Below are 20,710 nucleotides of genomic sequence, written 5' to 3'. Positions count from 1 at the left end.
CGGAATTCCTCACGGATAGGTCGGGCCGTTGGCCGGGATGGTGATCGAGCCGTCCTGGAAGCGCAGTTCGAAGGTGGCGTTGGTCCTGCGCGCGTATCCCTCGACGGACCTCAGGATGTCGTCGGTGACAGCGGCCTTCACATCGTGGATGTCCAGGATGGCGACCTTCTGACCGGCGATCTCTCCGGCGAGCTGCTTGATGGCGATCTTCTTGGCGGCGGAGTTGATGCCCGAGACCGACTGCACGTCCTTGAGCTGTACGCCGTACTCGATCCTGTCACCCGCCTTGACCAGCACATCCAGGTCCAGTTTATCGCCCGGCGCCTTGAACTCGAAGGCCACGTCCTTGACGCCCCGGGCGCTCAGATCCGCCGCGTGCTCCATGGCCATGTGCACCGAGGGCGTCATGTCTCCCTGCTTGACCTGGAGGAGGAGGTCCTTGTAGCCGGGCATCGAGGCGAGTTTCCCGTCGGCGATGTGTGCCGCGATGCCGGCTCCGTAGGGGCTCTTGTTCAGCTGGGTGAGCATGCGCTCCACGTCCTGCGACTTGAGCTTGAGCCCATGGTCGGGGTTGTTGAGCTGGTCCAGGACGGCCGCCTGCTGGTCGGGGCGCATGGGGCCGGTGGGAGGCGTGGGTGTCGAGTCGCCCTCGCTGAAGTCCGGCCTGCCGGGGCCGTCCCCCCCGCCGGGTCCATCACCCCCGCCGGGTCCGTCACCGCCGCCGGGTCCGTCACCCCCGCCAGGGCCGTTGCCTCCGCCGCCGGGTCCGCCACCCCCGCCGGGTCCGTCACCGTGCCCGCCTCCGCCGGGTCCGTCGCCGTGCCCGCCTCCGCCGCCGGGTCCGTGACCGCCGCCCGGCGCCTCCCCGTGGCCGCCCGAAGGGGACTCCCCGTGGCCGCCGCCCCGCGCGCCTCCGCCGCCGCTCGGCGTCTCGTGGCTCCCGGCGGGGCCCCGGCCCAGGTCGTCCGCGCGGCCGCCGGGCAGGTGGTCCGCGCGGCCGCCGGGCAGGCCGTTGTCTCCGGTCCGTCCGGTCCCGCCCAGGTCGTCGCCGACGCGTCCGACGACGGAGCCGCCGTCGCCCACCCTGGCCCCCGCGCCCACCAGTTCGGGTTGCCGGGCATCCACGTCGACCCCCCGCTCGGCCGCCGTCCCCTCGTGCTTGAGGCCGTCCAGGGACTCCCGCACCGTGCCGTCGGCGTTGTGCACGACCAGCGTGTCGGTGTTCAGGTAGACGACGTCGCCCTTGGGCGTCTCCATGCGGACGGAGTTCTCGGGGGTGAGCCCCGAGGGCAGTTCGTCGGCGATGTTCGGCGGATCGGCGATCTGGTACGTGCCTTCGCCGAGCTTGATGTGTGTGCCGTCGGTGATGCCGCGCAGGCTCGCCATGACGTCGCTGATCTTCACCGCCGTCGCGCCGACGCCCTTGGTGATGTACGTCATCGGGTCGACGATCCTGCCGGCCTTGCCCGCGAAGGAGATGGCCCTGGCGATGGCGCCCGCCTTGCCCGCGCCGGAGACCGCGCCGCCCGCGCCGCCCGTGAAGATCGTCGTCAGGACGTTGAAGGTGACCGCCCCGGCCGCGCGGGACGGGTTCTTGCCCCACTCGTCGTAGGCGATGAGCGCCTTGCCGGTCTCCACGACGGCCGTGCGGGAGTCGCGGATCCAGGAGGGCAGCTTGTCGTCGGGCGTGAGCCAGAACGCGGCGGCCGTCACCGGGTTGGACATGATGACGATGCCCGTCGCGAGCTTGCCGAGGCCGACCCAGGCCTGCCCCGCCGCGTCCCAGCCGTTGAAGCCGACCAGGGTGCCGAGGCCCTTGATCGTGCCCCACACCCCGTCGACCACGAAGCCGACCGCGAAGTCCCAGACGTGCTCGTGGATGTAGTACCAGGGGTTGGACTCCTCGACCGGATCACCCCACGGCAGACCACCGGCGTTGTTCAGGTCCTCGCCCCGGTAGCCGTACATGTTCTCTTTGTTCGAGCCGTCGTTGACGACGAGCGCCTCGCCGCCGACCAGCGCCACGATCTTGTTGTAGCAGTCGCGTTCGGCGGCCTGGAACGCCGCGTACGCCGCGTTGATGTCCGAGCGGCGGTTGTTGTTCTCCTCGACGAGGTCACCGTCGGCGCGCCACTCGTCGTCGTCCGCGATCTTCGCGCGGAAGGCGATCGCGTCCTGCCGGAGCTGGTCGAACTTCTGCTTGAGCGGGCCGACGGCGGCGGCGTACGTGTCCAGTGCCGAGGCCACGGTCTCCAGCTCGGTGGCGAACTCGTCGCCCTTGGCGGCCACCGGCGCGGTCGTCGCGAACAGCGCCTCCGCCTCGGGTGCCTTGTAGTACGCGGAGAGCCCGCCGAAGCGGGTGTGGATCGCCGAACCCGAGTCCTTCAGGGAGGTGCCGGCCGAACGGACGCCCGCGATGTGCTGGTCGAGCAGCTCCAGGTTGCCGGTGAACTCGGGGACCTCCTCCGGGATGACGGGGATGTCGTCGCTCACTTCGGCCCCTGCCCGCCGTTGCCGCCGACACCCGGCGGCGGCGGGACCACCGTCGCCTTCAGGGCGTTGGCCTGCTGCTCGGCGGCCATGTCCAGGTCGCCCGTGACATAGGCGTTGGTGGCGTTGGCCGCGCCCTGCACGGAGTCGATGGTCCGCTGCGCCATGTACGCCAGCTTCTGCTGCCGCTCCTGGAGGTACTTGCTCAGCGCCGCCGCGACCGGACCGACCGGCACCCGTGGGGTGCCCGCGACCACCGGACCGACCATGGGTCCGCTGAACTGTCCGCCCGGCACGGCCGTACCGGCAGACTCGGCCGCGCTCGCCATGTTCGACACCAGCGAGTTGGCGGCCTTCTCCAGGCCGCCCGCCGCCTCACCGGTCGACTTCAGCGTGGTCTGCACGTTGATCGGATCGATGTCCCATGCCGGCATCGCCGCTACCCCCGTAACGCCCTGTCGTCCTACGTCCCGCGTCGCCTGCTCGTCGTGCTTCCGGTGCCGTCCGGTGCCCCGCGAGCCAGTGTCCGCTTGCCTGTTCGCTTCCCTCAGTACACACGCGCAAACGGCACCGGACAGTTCCCACGGTACGTCGATCCCGTCACAGTCCTCTCCGGTCGTCTCACCGGGAGGGGTGGTTCACCGTCCAGCCCGCCCACGCCGAAGCGATCATGTCGTCGACGCCGTACCGGGCCTTCCAGCCCAGCTCAGCGGCGATCCGGTCCGCCGAGGCGACGACGCGCGCGGGGTCGCCGGGCCGTCGTCCGACGGCCACGGGAGTCACGTCGTGGCCGGTGAGCGCGGTGATCCGGTCGATCATCCCGCGCACCGAAACTCCGTCCCCGCGCCCGATGTTGAGGGTGAGATCGGTGCCCGGCGCCTCGCGCAGCCGCCGCGCGGTCGCCACGTGGGCCTCGGCGAGGTCGACGACATGGATGTAGTCCCGGACACAGGTCCCGTCGGGGGTCGGGTAGTCGGTGCCGAAGATCCGTGGCGGGGCGCCCTCGGAGAGCTTCTCGAAGACCATGGGGACGAGGTTGAAGACGCCGGTGTCGGCCAGTTGCGGGGTCGCGGCCCCCGCCACGTTGAAGTAGCGCAGGGAGGCCGTCGACAGGCCGGTCGCCCGGCCCGTGGCCCGTACCAGCCACTCGCCGGCCAGCTTGGTCTCGCCGTAGGGGCTCATCGGCGCGCACGGCGTCTCCTCGGTGACGAGGGCCGCCTCGGGCATGCCGTACACGGCGGCGGAGGAGGAGAACACGAAGGACGCGACCCCGGCGTCCGTGACGGCCGACAGCAGGGTGCGCAGGCCCTCGACGTTCTCCCGGTAGTAGTGCAGCGGCTGTTCGACGGACTCGCCGACCTGCTTCTTCGCCGCGAGATGGACGACACCGGTGACGCGCCGGTCCCGGACGACCCGGGCCAGCCGGTCCGCGTCGAGGGTGGAGCCGATCTCCAACGGCACGCCTTCGGGCACCCGTTCGACGACCCCCGTGGACAGATCGTCGTAGACGACGGTCTCCTCGCCCGCGTCGAGCATCGCGCGCACCACGTGCGCCCCGATGTATCCGGCGCCACCGGTGATCAGCCAGGTCATGGACGACCGTCCCCTCGTACCCCTCGTAGTCATGGTGATGACGTGCCGCGTCGGGCGGCATGGTGATGATGCAGGTGCAATCAGTCGGCTCTCAGTGAAGCAGGCGTGTGAGGCGACGCAGCACCACATCGGTCAAACCTCGCCAACCGGGCGCGAGCCGTAGCGCGAGCGCCCCCGCGTGCGTCGCGTACGGCTGCGCGAGGAGCACCCCGTGGCGGGTGCTCGGCAGCACGCTCCGGCGCAGCAGCCCGGCGCCCGCGACGGCGTGCGCGGTGGTCTCGCGCCGGCCGCCGTCCGCGAAGCGCAGCCGTAGCCGGAGGTCCCAGGTGCCGCCACTCAGCGCGGCGAGATCCAGCGGGACGTCCGCCGTCCAGCTGTCGAGGCCGGGCTCTGGCACGAGGGAGGCCGTGCCGGCGAACCCCACCCGCCCGTCCTTGCGTTCGGTGAACTCCGCCTCCACGCTCCGCGGCCCCGCCTGCGCCATCCGTCCGTACAGCTCGTGCAGCCGCAGGCGGAGCGTCGTCCCCCGCGCGCGGGGCCGCAGTTCCGCGTCGACGGCGGCCGGCAGCAGGTGCACGGGGCGGACGAGGAGATGGTCCAGTTCCACCTGCGGCAGTTCCGCGGACCAGACGGGCGTGCCGTCACCCGCGCGCGCGTAGGGCGGGGTCAGCCGGGCCGGGCGGGCCGCGATCTCCTTGAGGCGGGCCAGGTCGCGCGGTTCCTCGGCGGCCAGGATCACCCGGGCGACGACCCGGCCGGGCGCGGGCGCCGTCGCGAAGTCGCCCTCGTCGAAGGAGGCCAGGTGCGCGCGGGTCAGGGCCCACCACGCGCGCCGGTATTCCGCGCCGCGCAGGTCCAGCTCGCGCGCGTACATCCGCAGCGAGTGGTCGAGGAAGCGCGTCCGCGTCGCCCGCGCGAGCTGCTTCTCGCCGGCGCCCAGCAGGATGTCGTACGACAGGCGGTCGGCCTCCGTCCGGGCCCGCCAGTTGGCGATGCCGGAGCGGTCGAGGGAGAGGGACAGCCGGGTGGCCGAGCGGCGCACGTGCCAGACGTACACCGGGTCGGGGACGAGTGCGATCCGCGGCGCGGCGGCCAGGACGCGCGCGCCGAAGACGAAGTCCTCGTACGGGAAGCGGCCGTCGGGGAAGCGGATCGCGTGGTCGCGCAGAAAGGTGGTGCGGTAGAGCTTGTTGACGCAGAGCGTGTCGTGCGCCAGGCGCGCGCGCCGGGAGGGGTGCGGCACCAGCGTGCGCCGGGCGTACAGCTCGGGCTGCCAGGGGGTCTCGCGGCCGGACGGCAGCTCCCTGCGCACGCACAGCCCCGAGGCGACCGGCGCGTCGTGCTCCAGGGCGGCGCCCAGCAGCGCGTCCACGGCACCGGGCGGCAGTACGTCGTCGCTGTCCAGGAACATCACGTACGGCGAGGCCGCGGCGTCCACCCCGTCGTTGCGCGGGGTACCGCAGCCCCCGCTGTTGGACCGGCGCCGCAGTACCCGCAGACGGGGCTCCTCCTCGGCCAGCCGCTCCAGCAGCTCCCCGCTGCCGTCCGTCGAACAGTCGTCGACCGCGATCACCTCGCGGACGGTCGGTCCCTGCGCGAGCGCCGAACGCACGGCGTGCGCCACGTGGGCGGCGTCGTCGTAGCCGATGACGACGACGGAGACCTGCGCCTGCTGAAGAGCCATGGTTGCCCCGCACCTGTGAGAGGTATGTGTGCAAATCTTCCCTTAAGGGCGACTTCGCGGCCCGGTGGGGAAGAGGGTGTGCGGGGGGCGGGGGTTCCGCGTGGGACGGTCCGTTCCGGTCGGCCGGTCGACCGGGCCGTCGGCCGCTGCGCCGGCTACTCCGCCGGCTCCGCCGGCTACTCCGTCGGCTCCTCCAGTGCCGCCTCGTCCAGCGCGGTCGTCAGGCGGTCCAGTCGGTCGCGCAGGTCGCGGATCTCTTCCAGGTCCAAGGTCGTCGCGGAGACGATCCGGCGCGGCACGGCCAGGGCGCGCTCACGCAGGGCGGCGCCCTCCCCGGTCGGCCGCACCACGACCGACCGCTCGTCGCGCGCGCTGCGCTCCCGCTGGACGAGTCCGGCGGCCTCCAGGCGCTTGAGCAGCGGCGAGAGGGTCCCGGAGTCGAGCCGCAGATGCTCGCCCAGCTTCTTGACGGGCAGCTCGCCCCGCTCCCACAGCACCAGCATCACCAGGTACTGCGGATAGGTGATCCCCAGATCCTTCAGGGCCACGCGGTAGACGCTGTTGAAGGCACGGGAGGCGGCGTGCAGGGAGAAGCAGATCTGCCGGTCGAGACGGAGGAACTCCTCCTCGGAGATCTGCCCGGAGATCTCCGAGGAGACCCCCTCGGGCGTGGGAGCGGCGCTCGTGGTCATGGATCCAGCGTAACTCCTGTCCGTCATTTAGTTGTGGGCAATTGAATTGTGTGCTCTACTTGAGTCCGTGAACGGCGGTCGGACCGGACCGCCGGACGTGAGATGACCTGTGAAAGGGATGGTTCTTCCATGGACGCGCTCTACACCGCTGTCGCCACCGCCACCCACGGCCGTGACGGTCGCGCCGTCAGCAACGACGGCAAGCTCGACCTCGACCTGGCCCTCCCGGTGGAGCTGGGCGGCAACGGCCAGGGCACCAACCCCGAGCAGCTCTTCGCCGCCGGCTACTCCGCCTGTTTCGCCAGCGCCCTCGGTCTCGTCGGCCGCGCGGCCAAGGTGGATGTCAGCGACGCCGCCGTGACCGCCGAGGTCGGCATAGGCAAGCAGGGCGAGGGCTTCGCCCTCAAGGTCACCCTCCGCGTCGAACTCCCCGACTCCGTCGACGAGGCCACCGGCCGCAAGCTCGTCGAGCAGGCCCACCAGGTCTGCCCCTACTCCAACGCCACCCGCAACAACATCCCGGTCGAGCTGGTCGTCGAGTAGGTCCGGCAACCCCGGCCGCCACCCGGCGCGGACCGCTCCGCACGCCCCCTACGGAGCGATCCGCGCCAGCACCTCCCCGGTCCGCGGACTCCAGTCCACGACCACGGCCTCCCCGGGCATCCGGCGCCACCGCGTCAGCAGCAGCCACCGCACGCCGTACCGCCGGGCGACGGTCCCGCGCCGCTCACGGGTCGACGCGGGATCGAGGTAGACCCGGACATCGGTGAGCCGTCGCCCCCGTTCCGCCTCCGGCAGCGCCGGATCGGACCACGGGGGCGCCACCATGTTCACCCCGTACCCCGGGAGCGAGCGCTCCGCGCGGTACCCGTCGGTGAGCAGTACCTCGCCCGCCCGCACATGCCGGGCCGCCCACGCGTACGACGGCCACCGCGGCGGCTGTGCGAAGCCGACGGGGTCGAACGCGGCCGGTACGACCGCGCCGGCGTGCACCAGGAGCAACCCCGCGCACGCCCCCGCGACCGCCGCGCCGCCCAGCGCCCGCCGCGCCCACCTCCACGGTCGGGGCGCCGCCAGCTCCACCCCGAGGGCGACCTGCGCGGACACGGCCGCGACCTCCGCGACCCGGCCGTATGCGGGGTGTCCACCCACCCAGCCGTACGCCGCCACCAGGCACTCCGCCGCGCACACCAGCATTAGCGGGTCCCTGCGCGACCCACGCCCCCGTGCCCACAGCGCCGGCAGCCCGAGCAGCGCCGGCCAGAGGTGGCCGGCCACGTCCGCGACGGGCGGGACGGCGCTCGCGCTCGTGCCCGTGGCCGTGGCCGACGACAGGACGTCGTAGGAGGGCCAGGCGACCGCGACCGCCGCGGTGACCGTCGCCGTCAGTGCCCAGCGCCCCGCCAGCGGCGTCCGCCACCCGTGCTGCCAGGCCGCCACGAGCGCCATGGCCCCGGCCACCGCGGCCGCAGCCGTCATCGGATGCACCAGCAGGATCAGTCCGTAGAGCGCGCCGAGCCCGGCGTACGCCCCCAGGCCGCCGAGGCCGCTCGGCCCGACGTAGCGTGCCCGCCGCCCCGAACCGCCACCCCGCGCCCGTACTCCCGTCCACGCCCACGCCCAGAACATCAGCCCGAGGGCGAACGCGGACGGATGACCGAGGCCCGTCGTCATCGACATCAGCCCGGGACCGCCGCTCCACGGGGCCGTCCCCGTGCCCCACAGCAGGGTCGTGAACAGCAGCGCGAGGACCGGCGCCCACGCCCGGGGCGTGAGGACGCGCACGAAACGGCCGAGCCCGGTGAGCAGCACCAGCAGGTTCACCGGACCGGCGAGCTTCACCAGCGACCAGCCGCTCAGCCCGGTCAGCCGCGCGAGAACCCCCTGCGCGAGGGCGTACGGGGAGTAGTGCGGGCTGCCCGCGCCCGGCAGGGCGGCGGTCGGGTGGGCCGGGTGCGGCAGGTTCCAGCGGAGCCGTTCGACGACCGCCGCGTGCAGACCGGCGTCGCAGCACAGCGGCACCCGCCAGTACGCCAGCGTCGTCACCAGCCAGAACAGCCCGCCCACGACAAGGTAGGGAGTGGGCCGCCGGGTCAGCCGGCCACGGCCGCCGCGCAGGGCGGTGACCCCGAGGGCGACGCGGCGGCCGGAAGCATGACCGAGCTGGACTGTCTGTGGCATCTGGCGTGTATTCCCGCTGTCGGCCGGCCCGGCGGCGGCTCAGCTCGCGGTCACCACATCGAGTGAGCCTCGCGGGGCCGTCACGCGCTCCAGCAGCAGCGGCAGCCCCAGCACCGGCAGCAGCCAGGCCGCCACGATCAGCCGGTCGCCCCAGATGGTGATGTCCGGGTGCCCGGCCTGGTTGAGGATCCCCGTGCACGCGCCGGCGATCACGAACCACCCGAACACCGGCCGCTGCCGCGACGCGCCCCACGCGCCCGCCCCCAGCGCGGCCAGGAACAGCGGCTGGGTCAGCTGTCGACGCCCCCACTCCCCCCAGAAGCGAGCCTCCAGGTGCAGGAACTCGGGCCACAGCCGGTCCCGGTCGGGGTGGGTGTAGTGGTCGGTGAGCAGGTCCTGGAGGCTCTCGGTGGACGCCGGGTAGCGCAGCAGCCCGGCGAGCGCCAGCGTGCACACCATCGCGCCCGCCGACACCGCCCCGACCGCCCGCACCCATGTCTCGACCTGCCCGCGCCCCTCGCCTTCACGACCGCGTGCGCGCCGCACGGCGACCACCGCGCACGCCCCCGCCAGACACACCCCCAGAAACAGCGCCTGCGAGTGCTTCACCGTGAACAGCGCCGCCAGGGCGCCGCCCACCAGCGACACCCCCGCCCGAACCCGCCCCTCCATGGCGAGCGCGCACCCCCACAGCGCCGCCAGCGTCAGGGCCAGCAACAGCCCCTCGGTCATGGGCCGCATGGCGGTCGCGCCGCACGGCAGGACGTAGTACAGCGCCTGCCCGGTGAGGGCGACGGGGGTGGGGGCGCGGACGGCGCGCAGGACGAGGAAGGCCAGGACGCCCCCGGCCGCCGCGATCAGCACGCTCGCCAGCCACACGCCCCACACGACCCCGAACACGGCGACGAACGGCGCCAGCAGCACCGGATACCCGGGCCGCACCTCGAAGATCCGCTGGAACCGCTCCGAGGCGAACGGGGCGATGGGGCCGTCGGTCCGCCCGGCCGCCAGCCCCCGGTCCACCCTGCGCCACAGGTCCCGGCCGCACTCCTCGGCGACCCGCGCGGCCGGGCTCGGCTCGCGGAACCGCACCACGTCCACGCTCCGCTTCCGCTCGGCCGTCGCCGCCCGGCTCCCGCAGTAGTGCTCGATGGCCCCGGCCGCCGACTCCCGCGGGCCCGCGCCGCCCAGCGTGAGGGCGTACGAGACGTAGTTCTTGGTGTCGGGGGTGGCGCGCCCGGTGACGCTCGCGAACTGGAGCAGCGCGAAACCGGCGGCGAGCAGCAGCACCCACGCCCGCGCCCTCATGACAACACGAAGCCCGTGCTCGTCATCGACCCGGGCGCCCTCGGCGCGGGCACCGCCACCGCCCGCTCACCCAGCATCAGCGTCCGTACGACCCGCTCGGCCGCCCGCCCGTCGTCGAACTCGCAGTACCGCTCCCGGAACCCGGCCCGCAGCCGCGCCGACTCCGCGTCCCGCCACTGCCCGGAGTCGAACAGCCAGGCCAGCTCCCGGTAGGAGCGCGACACATGGCCGGGCGGATCGGCGGTGATGTCCACGTACATGCCCCTGCTCGCCGCGAAGGCGTCCCGGTCGTCGGCGTGCACGACGATCGGCCGGTCGAGGTTGGCGTAGTCGAACATCAGGGCCGAGTAGTCCGTGACGAGGACGTCGGCGGCGAGCATCACCTCCTCGGCACGGGGCTCGTCCGTCGCGTCCACGACGACACCCCGCCGGTGCAGCTCGGCGAGCCCGAACCCGCGCGCCGGGCCGTCCGCCGCCGAGGGATGCAGCCGTACGACGAGGGTGTGGGCCTCGCCCAGGCTGCGCCGCAGGTCGGCGGCGAACCGGGCGAGGTCCAGGCGGTCGACGTGGCCGCCCCGCCGGTAGTCGCGGAACGTCGGCGCGTACAGCACGACCGTGTGCCCGGCCGGGATGCCGAGCCGTGCACGGATCCGCGCACCGCTGTCCGCGCCGGCGTTCACCAGGACGTCGTTGCGCGGGCTGCCGGTCCGCAGCGAGGTGAACCCGCACGGATACGCCCTGCTCCACACCCGCTCGGAGTGGCGGTTGGCGACCAGGCTGTGGTCCCAGAGGTCGGCCCGGCGCAGCGTCTCCGGCACGTCCACGCCGAGCCGGGCGCCGGGCCTGTGCAGCAGGTCGGCGCCCATGAACTTGAGCGGGGTGCCCTGGTGGGTGTGGATGTGCACGCTGCCCGGCCGCTTGGTGAGGGTGCCGGGCCAGGGGGTGTTGCCGACGAAGTACGTCGCCCGCGCGGCCAGCCGCAGATACTCGGGCGAGCCCGGCGTCACGTACGCGACCCCCGCAGGGAGCGCCGGCACCCGCTCGGGGCGCACCACCCACACCCCGCGGATGTGGGGCGCGAGATCACGGGCGGCCCGGTACACGGCCGCCGGGTCACCGAGCACCCCCCGGTGCGCGAACGCCGAGTACAGGGCCAGATCCGGGTCCAGCGGCAGCCGTTCGTGGGCCAGCGACCAGCCCCGGCCGATCAGCTCGGCGCCGGCCGCGCGCAGGCGCTCCCCGCGTTCGCCGAGCGCGCCACGGACCCCGGCCACCCGGCGCCGGGCGCGGTACGCGGCCCAGCCGCCCGCCAGCACGCGGTGCTCGGGGGCCACCGGGTCGCCGTCCGAGCGGTGCTTGCGGTACAGCGCCGCCGTCCGCCGGAAGAACTCGGCCCTGTCGCCGCCCGGCACCCGGTCCGGCTCGGCGAGGACGGACAGGCAGCGCGCCGCCATCCCGTCGCGTACGAGGGAGCGCCAACCCGCCGGTTCGGGGCGGGAGTCCAGGAAGCCGAAGACCCGCTCGTACTGGTCGTGCACGTCGAAGTGCCGACGGCTCGTGGTGGACAGGAGGCCGCCCCGACGTCGCAGCCGGTGGGCCACGCAGATCCGGTCGAGCGTGGCGATCCGCCCGGCGTCGAGCAGGACCGGGAACGTCCACGGCGTGTCCTCGTAATGGCCCGGCGGGAACCGGAACCGTCGCGTCTCGACGAACTCCCGCCGGTACGCCTTGTTCCACACGACCGTCGGCAGTTCCAGGACCCGCGGGCGCTCCGCGGCCGTGAAGACGCCCTCGCCGACCGCGGACAGGAGGTGTGCGGAGGCGTCGCGCCCCGTCCCGCCCCACCAGTGCGCGCGGATGTGGTCGAAGACCAGCACATCGGGGTCACCGGTCTCGTCCAGCCGGTCCGCCAGCGCCCTCAGGGCCCCCGGGACGAGGGTGTCGTCGCTGTCGAGGAAGAGCACGAAGTCGCCCCCGGCGTACGGCAGTGCGGCGTTGCGGGCGCGGCCGGGACCCACGTTCGCGGGCAGGTGCAGCACCCGTACCCGCGGGTCGCGGGCGGCGTACGCGTCGAGGGTCGCGCCGCTGCCGTCCGGCGAGCAGTCGTTGACGGCGATCACCTCCAGATCCCGGTACGACTGCTCCAGGACCGAGTCGAGGCACTCGCGCAGAAAGCCCCGGGCCTCGAACACGGGGACGATGACACTGAAGCGGGGCATGACCGTCAGCTCCTCACGAGGGTCGCGGCGGCGGGCGCCGGGGCCGGGGTCCGTTCGGCGAGCGGCACGACGGGCGGCAGTGTCCGCGGCCCCTCGCCCAGGAACACCCGCCGTACGACCCGCTCGGCCGCCCGCCCGTCGTCGAACTGGCAGAACCGTTCCCGGAACATCGCGCGCAGGGCGTCGGCCTCCGCGTCCGCGTACGCGCCGTCGCGGAACAGGTCCGCCAGCTCCCGCTCCGTGCGCGCCACATGACCGGGCGGCGCGGCCGGCAGGTCGAGGCAGACGCCCCGGGTCTCCCGGAGGACGTCCCAGCCCTGCGCGTGGATCACGATCGGCCGGTCGAGATGGGCGTAGTCGAACATCAGGGCGGAGTGGTCGGTGATCAGCGCGTCGGCGGCGAGACAGACGTCCTCGACCGAGTGGTGCGCGGTGACGTCGATGATCCGGCCGCCCGTCCTGCGGGCGCTCGCGCCGCCGTGGACGTCACCCGTCCGCAGCAGCACCACGTACTCCTCGCCGACCGCCTCACAGAACGCCTCCGGATCGAGCCGGGCGCCTGGGCCGGTGGCCGGGTCGTGGGGGGCGTCGCGGTGGGCGGGGGCGTAGAGGAGGGCCTTCCTGCCCTCCGGCACGCCCAGTTCGCGCCGGGCGCGCGTCACGTCCTCGGCCGTCGCCGTGTAGTGGACGTCGTTGCGCGGGGAGCCGTACTCCAGTGTCTCGTACGCGCCCGGGAAGGCCCGCTCCCAGGTCTGCGTGGAGTGCCGGTTGGCGGAGAGGACGAAGTCCCAGCGGTCCACGTGGGCGACCAGGCCGGTGAAGTCGCCGGACGCGGCGGCCGCCACCGGGTACGGGGCCCGGTCCACGCCCGTCGTCGTCAGCGGGGTGCCCTGCTGGGTGCGGACGTGGACGCTGCGGGCGCGCTTGACGACCGCTTCCGCGCCCACCGCCTCGACGTCGGCGCCGTCGACGACGTACTGGGCGCGGGCGATGGCCTCCCAGTGGCGCCGGGTGCCGATGACGGCGTAGTGGGCGCCCTCGGGGAGAGCGTCCACCGCGTCGGGCTCGACGAGGAACACCGCACGCAGCCGCGGGGCGAGTTCTCGGGCCTTCGCGTGGAGGGCGACGAGGTCGCAGCCGAGGTCACCGCCCCGGTGCGCGCGGTACACGACGAGGTTCCTGTCCAGCGGCAGACGGCGCTGGACGGCGTACGCGGCACGGGTCAGGGGCGCGCGCGGGCGGGGGAGCGCGGCCGACGCCCCCGCCACCGCCCGCTCGGCGGCGCACAGGACCCGGAATCCGGCGTACGAGCCGGACGCGAGCAACCGGTGCCGTACGCCGAGGAGGCCGCCGGGTGGCTGGAAACCGGCCGGGACGTAGTGGCGGTACAGGTGCGTGGCACGGCGGAAGAACGCGCGGCGGTGGTGGACCGGCAGCCGCTCCGGGTGCGCGGCGGTCCGCAACACCACCGCGAACAACCGCGCGAACAATGCCTGGGACACGCCCCGTTCGGCCGTGGCCCGGGCGAGGACCAGCTCCACCTGGTCGAGCAGTTCGAGCTGGTGTGCGCCGGGTGTGTGCAACCGGCTGCCCTGCCGGCGCAGCAGATGGCGTACGCAGACCGTCTCCGGCAGCTCGGCCGTGCGGTCGGTGGCCAGCGCGACCAGGCCGCTCCAGCCGAGGTCGGTGAAGTGGCCGATGGGGAAGAGGAGTTGACGTTCGGCGAGGAAGTCCCGGCGGTAGGCCGTGCTCCACGCCGGGGTCTGCGGACCGGCCGGGCGCACGACGGTCGTCCCGCCCTCCCACCAGTGCGCGCGCTCATGCGCGAAGTACAGGACATCGGGGTCGCCGGCCTCGCGCAGCCGGTCCGCGATCGCCCGCAGCGCGCCCGGCGCGAGCGTGTCGTCCCCGTCCAGGAACAGCACGTACGTCCCGTGCGCCGCCGCGATCCCCGCGTTGCGGGCCGCACTCAGGCCGCCCGAGGGGGGCGACTCGACCGGAACCACCCGGGTGTCCCTGCCGGCGTACGCGGCGCCGACGGCTCCCGCCGGGGAACCCGGTGCGTCATGGACCGGGATCAGCTCGAAGTCGCCGAACGGCTGCGTGAGGACCGAGTCCAGGGCGAGCGACAGCCGCCCTTCGACACCGTGTGTGGGGACGATGATGCTGAAGCGGGGCATTCTGTCCTTTCGGGGCGAGTTTGTCGGTTGCGGGCGGTTGCGGGCGGTTGCGGGCGGGTGCGGGTGCGTGCGGGCGTGGTCACGGGTGCGCGGGCTGCGCCCCGCGCTTCCCAGCTCGGTGGGGCCGGCGAACGCCTACGTGCCCAGCGCCCCGTCCACCCCGGGGCGGGCCGCCGCGGCGGACGGGACGGGATGCCGCTCGGCCAGGGGGACGAAGTCCACCGGTGCGACCTCGCCGAGCACCACCCGCCGCACCACCCGCTCGGCCGCCCGCCCGTCGTCGAACGGACAGAACCGCTCCCGGAACGCCGACCGCAACTGCGCCGACCGCGACCCCCGCCAGTGCCCCGTGGCGAAGATGTCGATCAGTTCGTCCTCACTGCGCGCCACCGCCCCCGGCGGGAAGGAGCGCAGATCGAAATAAGTGCCCCGCGCCGCCTCGTACGCCTCCCAGTCCTCCGCGTGGATCACGATCGGCCGGTCGAGGTTGGCGTAGTCGAACATCAGGGACGAGTAATCGGTGACCAGCGCGTCCGAGGCGAGGCACAGGTCCTCCACGCTCGGATGGCCGGTGACGTCCAGCAGACGGCCGTGCGCCAGATCCGTCAGCGGGGAGTCGTACCCGGGGTGGGCCCGGGCGAGGACCACGAACCGCGGACCGAGCTTGCGCAGCACCCGCTCCAGGTCCAGATGGGCGCGCTGCGAGTGGCGGTAGTCGCGGTGCGTGGGGGCGTACAGGACGGCGACCGCGCCCTCGGGGATGCCGAGCTGTTCGCGTACCCGGGCCACGTCCGCCGAGTTCGCCCGCAGGAACACGTCGTTGCGCGGCGAGCCGTATTCGAGGGTCGTGTACGGGGAGGGGTGGACGCGTTCCCAGACGAGTGTGGAGTGGCGGTTGCCGGACAGGACGTAGTCCCACCGGTCGCTGCCGCGCAGCGCGGCGCCGAAGTCCGCGCCGCGCGCCGCCGCCGGCCGGTCCTGGAGGTCGAGCCCCATCCGCTTGAGCGGCGTGCCGTGCCGGGTCTGCAGCAGCACCTGACCGCGGCGCTTGGCCAGGCGCCGGTCGAAGTCGACGTTGCTCACCAGGTACGTGGAGCGGGCCAGCGCCGTCCAGTACGCCATCGAGCCGGGGAGCACCCGCCGGGTCCCCACCGGGAGCGTGTGGTGGTGCTCCGGGCGCGCGACCCACGAGGTGCGCATCCGGGGGACGTACGTGCGAAACGCGTTCTCCAGCGCGGCCGGGCTGCACTCGTAGCCCCGGCCGTCGTACGCGGCGAACACGGCCCGGTCGGCACGCAGCGGGAGGAGGCGCTGGACGCGGTAGTGGAGGCGCAGCCCGGCCCTACGCAACAGCCCGGCCAGGCCCCGCGCCAGGCGCCCGGCGCCCCGGCCCAGCCGCGCTCCCGCCCACAGCGCGCGGTGGAGACGCGGACCGCCGAGCCGCAGGAGCGCGTGCCGGAGCCGGGCGCGGGCGCGGAGGGGGGCGCCCGGGGTGCGGTAGCGGGCGCAGTACACGCGGACCGTGCGCAGGTACTCGGCGTGCGCCTCGCGCGGCAGCCGGTGGCGCCGGGAGAACACGGAGGTGAGGTGGTCGACCATGCGCCGGAACAGCACCGGACGCCACTGCGCCAGCTCCGGCCGCTCGTCGACGTACGCGAACACCCGGTCGTACTGCTCGAACACGTCGAAGTGACCGCGTGTAGTCGCCCCGAGCAGGCTGCCGTGGCGGCGCCGGCGGTGGTGGACACAGACCCGGTCGAGGGTGGCGACGGACTCGGCGGCCATCAGGACGGGGTACGTCCAGGCCGTGTCCTCGTAGATGCCGGGCGGGAAACGGAAGTCGTGGTCCTCGACGAACTCCCGCTTGTACGCCTTGTTCCACACGGCCGGACGGACGTGCAGCAGGCCCGGACGGTCGTCCAGGCGGAAGGGGGCGGGGCCCTGCTCGGTGAGCTGGAGGCCGCTTTCGTCGCGGACGGACTCGCCCGACCAGCAGACGCGGGCGAAGTCGTGGACGAGGACGTCCGGTTCGCCGGTCTCCTTGACGCGGTCGGCGATCGCCCGGAGCGCGCCCGGCGCGAACGTGTCGTCGCCGTCGAGGAAGAGGAGGTAGTCCCCCCTCGCGTACTCCATCCCCTTGTTGCGGGCGGCACCCGGGCCCGCGTTCTCCCGCAGGCGCACGGCGCGCCGCACGCGGGGGTCGCGGGCCGCGGTCTCGTCGGCGATCGCGCCGCAGTTGTCGGGGGAGGCGTCGTCGACGACGATCAGTTCGAGGTCGGTGAAGGACTGGGAGAGCACGGAATCCAGGCATTCCTGCAGGTACGCCTGAACCTTGTACGCGGGAACGATGACACTGAACCTGGGCAAGGAGGACATCCATGGGTCGGCGCGGGCATACTGCCCGGAAACGGCCGATGGGATGAATTGGTTACGGTGCGTGTTCCATACGGGGGACAGGGTGGGGAGTTGGGGGCGCGCGGGGGTGAATTCGGGCGCGGGCTGCGGAGGTTGTCGCGCGACCAACCCCCGGGCGCCCGCCCCACGTACCTCGCAACTCCCGTGCTGCGAGCATCCCTTGCCCTACTTCACCGCCCCCGCCATCACCCCCGACACGAACTGCCGCTGGAACGCGAAGAACACGGCCAGCGGGATCACCATGGAGATGAAGGCGCCCGGCGCCAGCACCTCGATGTTGCTGCCGAACTGCCTCACCTGCTGCTGGAGCGCGACCGTCAGCGGCTGGGAGTCGGAGCTGGAGAAGACCAGCGCGACCAGCATGTCGTTCCACACCCACAGGAACTGGAAGATCCCGAGCGACGCCAACGCCGGTGCGGCCAGGGGCAGTACGACCGTCGCGAACAGCCGGACCTCGCCCGCCCCGTCCAGCCGTGCCGCCTCCAGCAGCTCGCGCGGGATCTCCGCGAAGAAGTTCCGCAGCAGGAAGATCGCGAACGGCAGTCCGAAGCCGACGTGGAAGAGGACGACGCCGATGATGTCGCCGAAGATCCCGAGGTCCCGGAAGAGTCCGGACAGCGGGATCAGTGCCACCTGCACCGGGACCACCAGCAGCCCCACCACGGCCATGAACCACCAGTCGCGGCCCTTGAAGTCCAGCCAGGCGAAGGCGTATCCGGCCATCGCGCCGATCAGGACGACCAGCAGCGTCGCCGGGACCGTGATCCAGACCGTGTTGAGCAGGGCGTCGGTGATGCCGTCGTTCTCCAGCAGCGACGCATAGCTCTTGGTGGTGAGCTGGGCCGGGGCCGTGAACACCTTCCACCATCCGGAGGTGGAGATGTCGGTCGGGTCGCGGAACGAGGAGACCAGCAGCCCGAAGGTCGGCACCAGCCAGAACAGCGCCACCAGCAGCAGGAACACGCGCAACGCGCCGCCCGCCGCGCCGCTCGCGAGCCGGGATGCGACGGAGCGTTCGCGGCGAGCGGGCGCCTCGCGCGCCGGAGTTCCCGGCGCGGGCGCGGGGGTTTCGACAGCGGTCACCGCTGGCGCTCCTTCCTGAGACGCCGGATGTTGACCCACATCACCGGCAGCACGAGCAGCAGCAGGATCACGCCGATCGCACTGCCGAGGCCGAAGTCGCCCCCGCCGCCGTACGACACCAGGTACAACTGCAGGGCCAGCACGTTGGCGTCGTCCTGGCTGGGCTGGGGGGCGATGATGTAGACGAGGTCGAACACCTTCATCACGTTGATCATCAGCGTCACGAGGACGACGACCAGGACCGGTGCGAGCAGGGGCACGGTGACCCGGCGGAACACCTGCCACTCGTTCGCCCCGTCCACCCGGGCGGCTTCGAGCAGATTGCGGTCGACCCCGGCGAGGCCCGCCGCGATCAGCACCATCGCGAAGCCGGCCCACATCCAGACGTACGACCCGATGACGGCCGGGGTGACGAGCGCCGGGCCCAGCCAGTCGATGCCGTTGTAGGGCGCCGCGAAGTTCGAGCCCGGCAGACGGAGTTGGGCTCCGTCCGCCGCCTTGGGCAGGCTGAAGGTGCCGTCGCCGCCGCTGGTGGTGGAGGCGACGACCCCACCGTCCTTCACCGCCTCGACCTTGACGCCCTTCAGCCCCTTCTCGCCCGGGTCGACGGCCCCCTTCTCGCCACCGCCGCCGAGCCGGAAGTCCAGCCAGACGGTGCCGGTGATCCCGTCACCACCGGTGGTCCCGGCGGCCTTCGCGTCCTGTGCGTCGCCGGGCAGGCTGCCCGGCGCGATACCGACGAGGGGGAGCAGCACCGGGGTGCCCGCCCGCGCGGTCCCCTCCGTGGTGAACGCACCACCGCCGGACGCCTTCAGATCGCTCACCTGGGCGCCCGGCCGGGCCTTCGGATACACCGACTCGTCCACGAACACGTCGTGCACGGACGTCACGACCGCGTTGGCGACGCCCTGGTCCGGGTCCTGCTCGTACACCAGCCGGAAGATGATGCCCGCGGCGAGCATCGAGATCGCCATCGGCATGAAGACGATCAGCTTGAACGCCGTTCCCCAGCGGATGCGTTCGGTCAGCACCGCGAAGATCAGCCCGAGCGCGGTGACGAGGGCCGGGGCCACCGCGACCCAGATCGCGGTGTTGCGCACGGCGACGAGGGTGGAGTCGTCGGAGAAGATCTCCGCGTAGTTGTCGAGGCCGACGAAGCCCGAGCCGTCCGCGTCGAACAGGCTCCGCCAGACCGAGTACCCGATCGGGTAGACCACGAGCGCGCCGAGCAGCACCAGCGCGGGCAGCAGAAACAGCACCGCCACCCACAGCCGGGTTCCCGTCACGCTCTTGCGGGGTGCGGCGGGGGGCGTCGGCAGTGCGCCGGCGCCTCCCGCCGTCTTCGTCACGGCAGACGGCATGAGGTCGTCGTCAGCCGTTCCCGTAGGCCTTCGCCGCGTCGGCCTCCAACCGCTTCTGGGCACCGGCCACGTCGTCGGGACTCTTCAGGAAGTCCTGGAGGTCCTTCCACTCGCCGACGCCCTGCGTGCCGCCGAACGCCGCGGGGGCCTGGTCGGACATGTCGAAGCGGAAGTCGTCACCCGCCGCGAGCAGTGCCTTGGCGATCTCCCGGGTGGCGTCGTCCTTGTAACTTCCCTCGTCCATCTCCTTGTTGGGGGAGAGGAAGCCGCCCTGTGCCGCCCAGATCTCCGCCGCGTCGGTCGAGGCGAGGAAGGTGAGCAGCGCCTGCGCGCCCTTGCCGTCCTTCAGCGCCACGGCCGCGTCGCCGCCGGTGACCACGGGGGAGGCGTCGCCGACCGCCGGGAACGGGAACACCTTGGCATCCGTGCCGATCTTCGCGTCCGTGTCGCCGTTGATGGTGACGGCCACGAAGTCGCCCTCGAACACCATGCCCGCCGGGGTGTCCCCGCCGAAGGTCTGCGTGATCGACTTCGGGTACTCCGTCTGCAGTGCGCCGGAGGCGCCGCCCGCGATCAGGTCGTCCTCGCCCCACAGCTCGGCGAGCGTGGTGAGGGCTTCCTTGACGGAGGGGTCGGTCCACTTGATCTCGTGCTTGGCGAGCTGGTCGTACTTCTCCGGGCCCGCCTGCGAGAGGTAGACGTTCTCGAACCAGTCGGTGAGCGTCCAGCCGTCGGCGCCGCCGATGGACACGGCCGGTGAGCCCGCGTCGGAGAGCGTCTGCGCGGTCTGCAGGAACTCGTCCCACGTCCCCGGTTCCTCGGTGATGCCCGCCGCCTCGAAGGCCGCGGTGTTGTACCAGACGAGGGACTTGTTGGCGGCTTTCGCGTAGACGCCGTACTGCTTGCCCTCGTACGCGCCGAGGTCCTTCCAGCCGTCCGAGAAGTTCTTGTCCAGCTGCGCCTGGGCCTCGCTGCCGAGCGGCTTCAACCAGCCCTTGTCGGCGAACTGGTGCAACACGCCGACCTGCGGCAGGAACGCCACGTCCGGCGGTTTGCCGCCCTCGATCTTCGTACCGAGGAAGGTGGAGGTGTTGTTGCCGGTGGGCACGAAGGTCACCGAGGCGCCGGTGCGTTTCTCGAACTCGTCCAGGACCTTCTGGAAGTTGTCCAGCTCCGGACCCGTGAAGACCGCGGCGACCTCCAGCTTCTGGCCGTCCAGCTTGGGAAGTTCCACGGTGGCCTCGTTGCCGCCGTCGCTGGCGTTGTCGCCCTTGTCGCCACCGTCGTCGTCCCCGCCGCACGCGGTGAGGGAGAGGGCGAGGACGCCTGCGGCGAGGGCCGCGAGGGCTTTGGCCGTGGGGGGGTGGGTGGGCTTGCCAGGGGGATGGGGCTTGTGTGTGCGAACCATGCGGTGAATACGGCGAATATGGTAGATGTTGCGCATCTCTGACCCCGTTCTCCGTGCGTCGTCGAACGTAGAGCGCTGTCCCGTGCGCTCTGGTCT

At 72.8% G+C, this 20,710-nt stretch carries 14 protein-coding genes; 1 reads left to right on the top strand and 13 read right to left on the bottom strand.

Features of this window, described 5'->3' with window-relative positions; translation table 11 throughout:
* Window positions 1–9: 9 nt before the first annotated feature.
* From STRBO_RS44000 to STRBO_RS0135025, 5 genes are all read right to left on the bottom strand, one after another.
* A complete protein-coding gene (locus tag STRBO_RS44000) occupies window positions 10–2,493 on the bottom strand; it encodes a hypothetical protein (RefSeq protein ID WP_005486857.1) in 2,484 nt (827 codons plus the stop codon).
* Window positions 2,490–2,924, bottom strand: coding sequence for a DUF6507 family protein (locus STRBO_RS0135040; protein WP_005486856.1), 435 nt, complete (start codon window positions 2,922–2,924; stop codon window positions 2,490–2,492). Before STRBO_RS0135040 ends, STRBO_RS44000 begins: the two co-directional genes overlap by 4 nt.
* Before the next feature lie 187 nt (window positions 2,925–3,111).
* Window positions 3,112–4,083 (bottom strand): UDP-glucose 4-epimerase GalE, encoded by a 972-nt coding sequence (gene galE / locus STRBO_RS0135035; RefSeq protein ID WP_005486855.1) that lies wholly within the window; start codon window positions 4,081–4,083, stop codon window positions 3,112–3,114.
* A 91-nt stretch (window positions 4,084–4,174) separates the two neighbouring features.
* Window positions 4,175–5,767 (bottom strand): glycosyltransferase family 2 protein, encoded by a 1,593-nt coding sequence (locus STRBO_RS0135030; protein WP_005486854.1) that lies wholly within the window; start codon window positions 5,765–5,767, stop codon window positions 4,175–4,177.
* Between the two features lie 176 nt (window positions 5,768–5,943).
* A complete protein-coding gene (locus tag STRBO_RS0135025) occupies window positions 5,944–6,459 on the bottom strand; it encodes a MarR family winged helix-turn-helix transcriptional regulator (protein ID WP_005486853.1) in 516 nt (171 codons plus the stop codon).
* A gap of 129 nt (window positions 6,460–6,588) precedes the next feature.
* On the opposite strand from STRBO_RS0135025, the gene STRBO_RS0135020 reads away from it, so the two are divergent.
* Window positions 6,589–7,002 carry an organic hydroperoxide resistance protein gene (locus STRBO_RS0135020; protein WP_005486852.1) on the top strand — a complete coding sequence of 138 codons (414 nt, stop codon included), beginning with the start codon at window positions 6,589–6,591 and terminating at the stop codon, window positions 7,000–7,002.
* Window positions 7,003–7,050: 48 nt separating this feature from the next.
* Here the strand turns inward: STRBO_RS0135020 and STRBO_RS0135015 are convergent, their stop codons facing one another.
* The 8 genes from STRBO_RS0135015 to STRBO_RS0134980 form a co-directional block, all read right to left on the bottom strand.
* The gene (locus STRBO_RS0135015; protein WP_005486851.1) at window positions 7,051–8,640 is read right to left on the bottom strand and encodes a hypothetical protein; all 1,590 of its coding nucleotides are present in this window, start codon (window positions 8,638–8,640) and stop codon (window positions 7,051–7,053) included.
* 39 nt (window positions 8,641–8,679) lie between these two features.
* On the bottom strand, window positions 8,680–9,948 hold the full coding sequence (locus tag STRBO_RS0135010) for a hypothetical protein (RefSeq protein WP_005486850.1): 1,269 nt from the start codon (window positions 9,946–9,948) through the stop codon (window positions 8,680–8,682).
* On the bottom strand, window positions 9,945–12,167 hold the full coding sequence (locus STRBO_RS0135005) for a bifunctional glycosyltransferase/CDP-glycerol:glycerophosphate glycerophosphotransferase (RefSeq protein WP_005486848.1): 2,223 nt from the start codon (window positions 12,165–12,167) through the stop codon (window positions 9,945–9,947). Before STRBO_RS0135005 ends, STRBO_RS0135010 begins: the two co-directional genes overlap by 4 nt.
* Before the next feature lie 5 nt (window positions 12,168–12,172).
* A complete protein-coding gene (locus STRBO_RS0135000; RefSeq protein WP_005486847.1) occupies window positions 12,173–14,347 on the bottom strand; it encodes a bifunctional glycosyltransferase/CDP-glycerol:glycerophosphate glycerophosphotransferase in 2,175 nt (724 codons plus the stop codon).
* Between the two features lie 135 nt (window positions 14,348–14,482).
* Window positions 14,483–16,723, bottom strand: a complete 2,241-nt coding sequence (locus STRBO_RS0134995) for a bifunctional glycosyltransferase/CDP-glycerol:glycerophosphate glycerophosphotransferase (RefSeq protein ID WP_005486845.1) — start codon at window positions 16,721–16,723, stop codon at window positions 14,483–14,485.
* A gap of 204 nt (window positions 16,724–16,927) precedes the next feature.
* Window positions 16,928–17,845 carry a carbohydrate ABC transporter permease gene (locus tag STRBO_RS0134990; protein ID WP_005486844.1) on the bottom strand — a complete coding sequence of 306 codons (918 nt, stop codon included), beginning with the start codon at window positions 17,843–17,845 and terminating at the stop codon, window positions 16,928–16,930.
* Window positions 17,842–19,206, bottom strand: a complete 1,365-nt coding sequence (locus tag STRBO_RS0134985; RefSeq protein ID WP_202500512.1) for a carbohydrate ABC transporter permease — start codon at window positions 19,204–19,206, stop codon at window positions 17,842–17,844. The genes STRBO_RS0134990 and STRBO_RS0134985 overlap by 4 nt, the downstream gene beginning before the upstream one ends.
* A 10-nt stretch (window positions 19,207–19,216) precedes the next feature.
* Window positions 19,217–20,614, bottom strand: coding sequence for an ABC transporter substrate-binding protein (locus STRBO_RS0134980; protein ID WP_020115577.1), 1,398 nt, complete (start codon window positions 20,612–20,614; stop codon window positions 19,217–19,219).
* Between the last annotated feature and the right edge of the window lie 96 nt (window positions 20,615–20,710).

Origin of the sequence: Streptomyces bottropensis ATCC 25435 (assembly GCF_000383595.1) — a bacterium.
In the GTDB taxonomy this organism is placed as follows: domain Bacteria; phylum Actinomycetota; class Actinomycetes; order Streptomycetales; family Streptomycetaceae; genus Streptomyces; species Streptomyces bottropensis.
Note: the sequence above shows the minus strand (reverse complement) of the source record. Positions and strands in the feature narration are given on the sequence as shown.

What these genes read in the sequence shown, in the direction of transcription:
- STRBO_RS0135020 (WP_005486852.1), top strand. Translation starts at nt 6,589, where the DNA reads ATGGACGCGCTCTACACCGCTGTCGCCACCGCCACCCACGGCCGTGAC.
- STRBO_RS0135015 (WP_005486851.1), bottom strand. Translation starts at nt 8,640, where the DNA reads ATGCCACAGACAGTCCAGCTCGGTCATGCTTCCGGCCGCCGCGTCGCC.
- STRBO_RS0135025 (WP_005486853.1), bottom strand. Translation starts at nt 6,459, where the DNA reads ATGACCACGAGCGCCGCTCCCACGCCCGAGGGGGTCTCCTCGGAGATC.
- STRBO_RS0134995 (WP_005486845.1), bottom strand. Translation starts at nt 16,723, where the DNA reads ATGTCCTCCTTGCCCAGGTTCAGTGTCATCGTTCCCGCGTACAAGGTT.
- STRBO_RS0134980 (WP_020115577.1), bottom strand. Translation starts at nt 20,614, where the DNA reads ATGGTTCGCACACACAAGCCCCATCCCCCTGGCAAGCCCACCCACCCC.
- galE (WP_005486855.1), bottom strand. Translation starts at nt 4,083, where the DNA reads ATGACCTGGCTGATCACCGGTGGCGCCGGATACATCGGGGCGCACGTG.
- STRBO_RS0135000 (WP_005486847.1), bottom strand. Translation starts at nt 14,347, where the DNA reads ATGCCCCGCTTCAGCATCATCGTCCCCACACACGGTGTCGAAGGGCGG.
- STRBO_RS0135010 (WP_005486850.1), bottom strand. Translation starts at nt 9,948, where the DNA reads ATGAGGGCGCGGGCGTGGGTGCTGCTGCTCGCCGCCGGTTTCGCGCTG.
- STRBO_RS0134985 (WP_202500512.1), bottom strand. Translation starts at nt 19,206, where the DNA reads ATGCCGTCTGCCGTGACGAAGACGGCGGGAGGCGCCGGCGCACTGCCG.
- STRBO_RS0135005 (WP_005486848.1), bottom strand. Translation starts at nt 12,167, where the DNA reads ATGCCCCGCTTCAGTGTCATCGTCCCCGTGTTCGAGGCCCGGGGCTTT.
- STRBO_RS0135040 (WP_005486856.1), bottom strand. Translation starts at nt 2,924, where the DNA reads ATGCCGGCATGGGACATCGATCCGATCAACGTGCAGACCACGCTGAAG.
- STRBO_RS0135030 (WP_005486854.1), bottom strand. Translation starts at nt 5,767, where the DNA reads ATGGCTCTTCAGCAGGCGCAGGTCTCCGTCGTCGTCATCGGCTACGAC.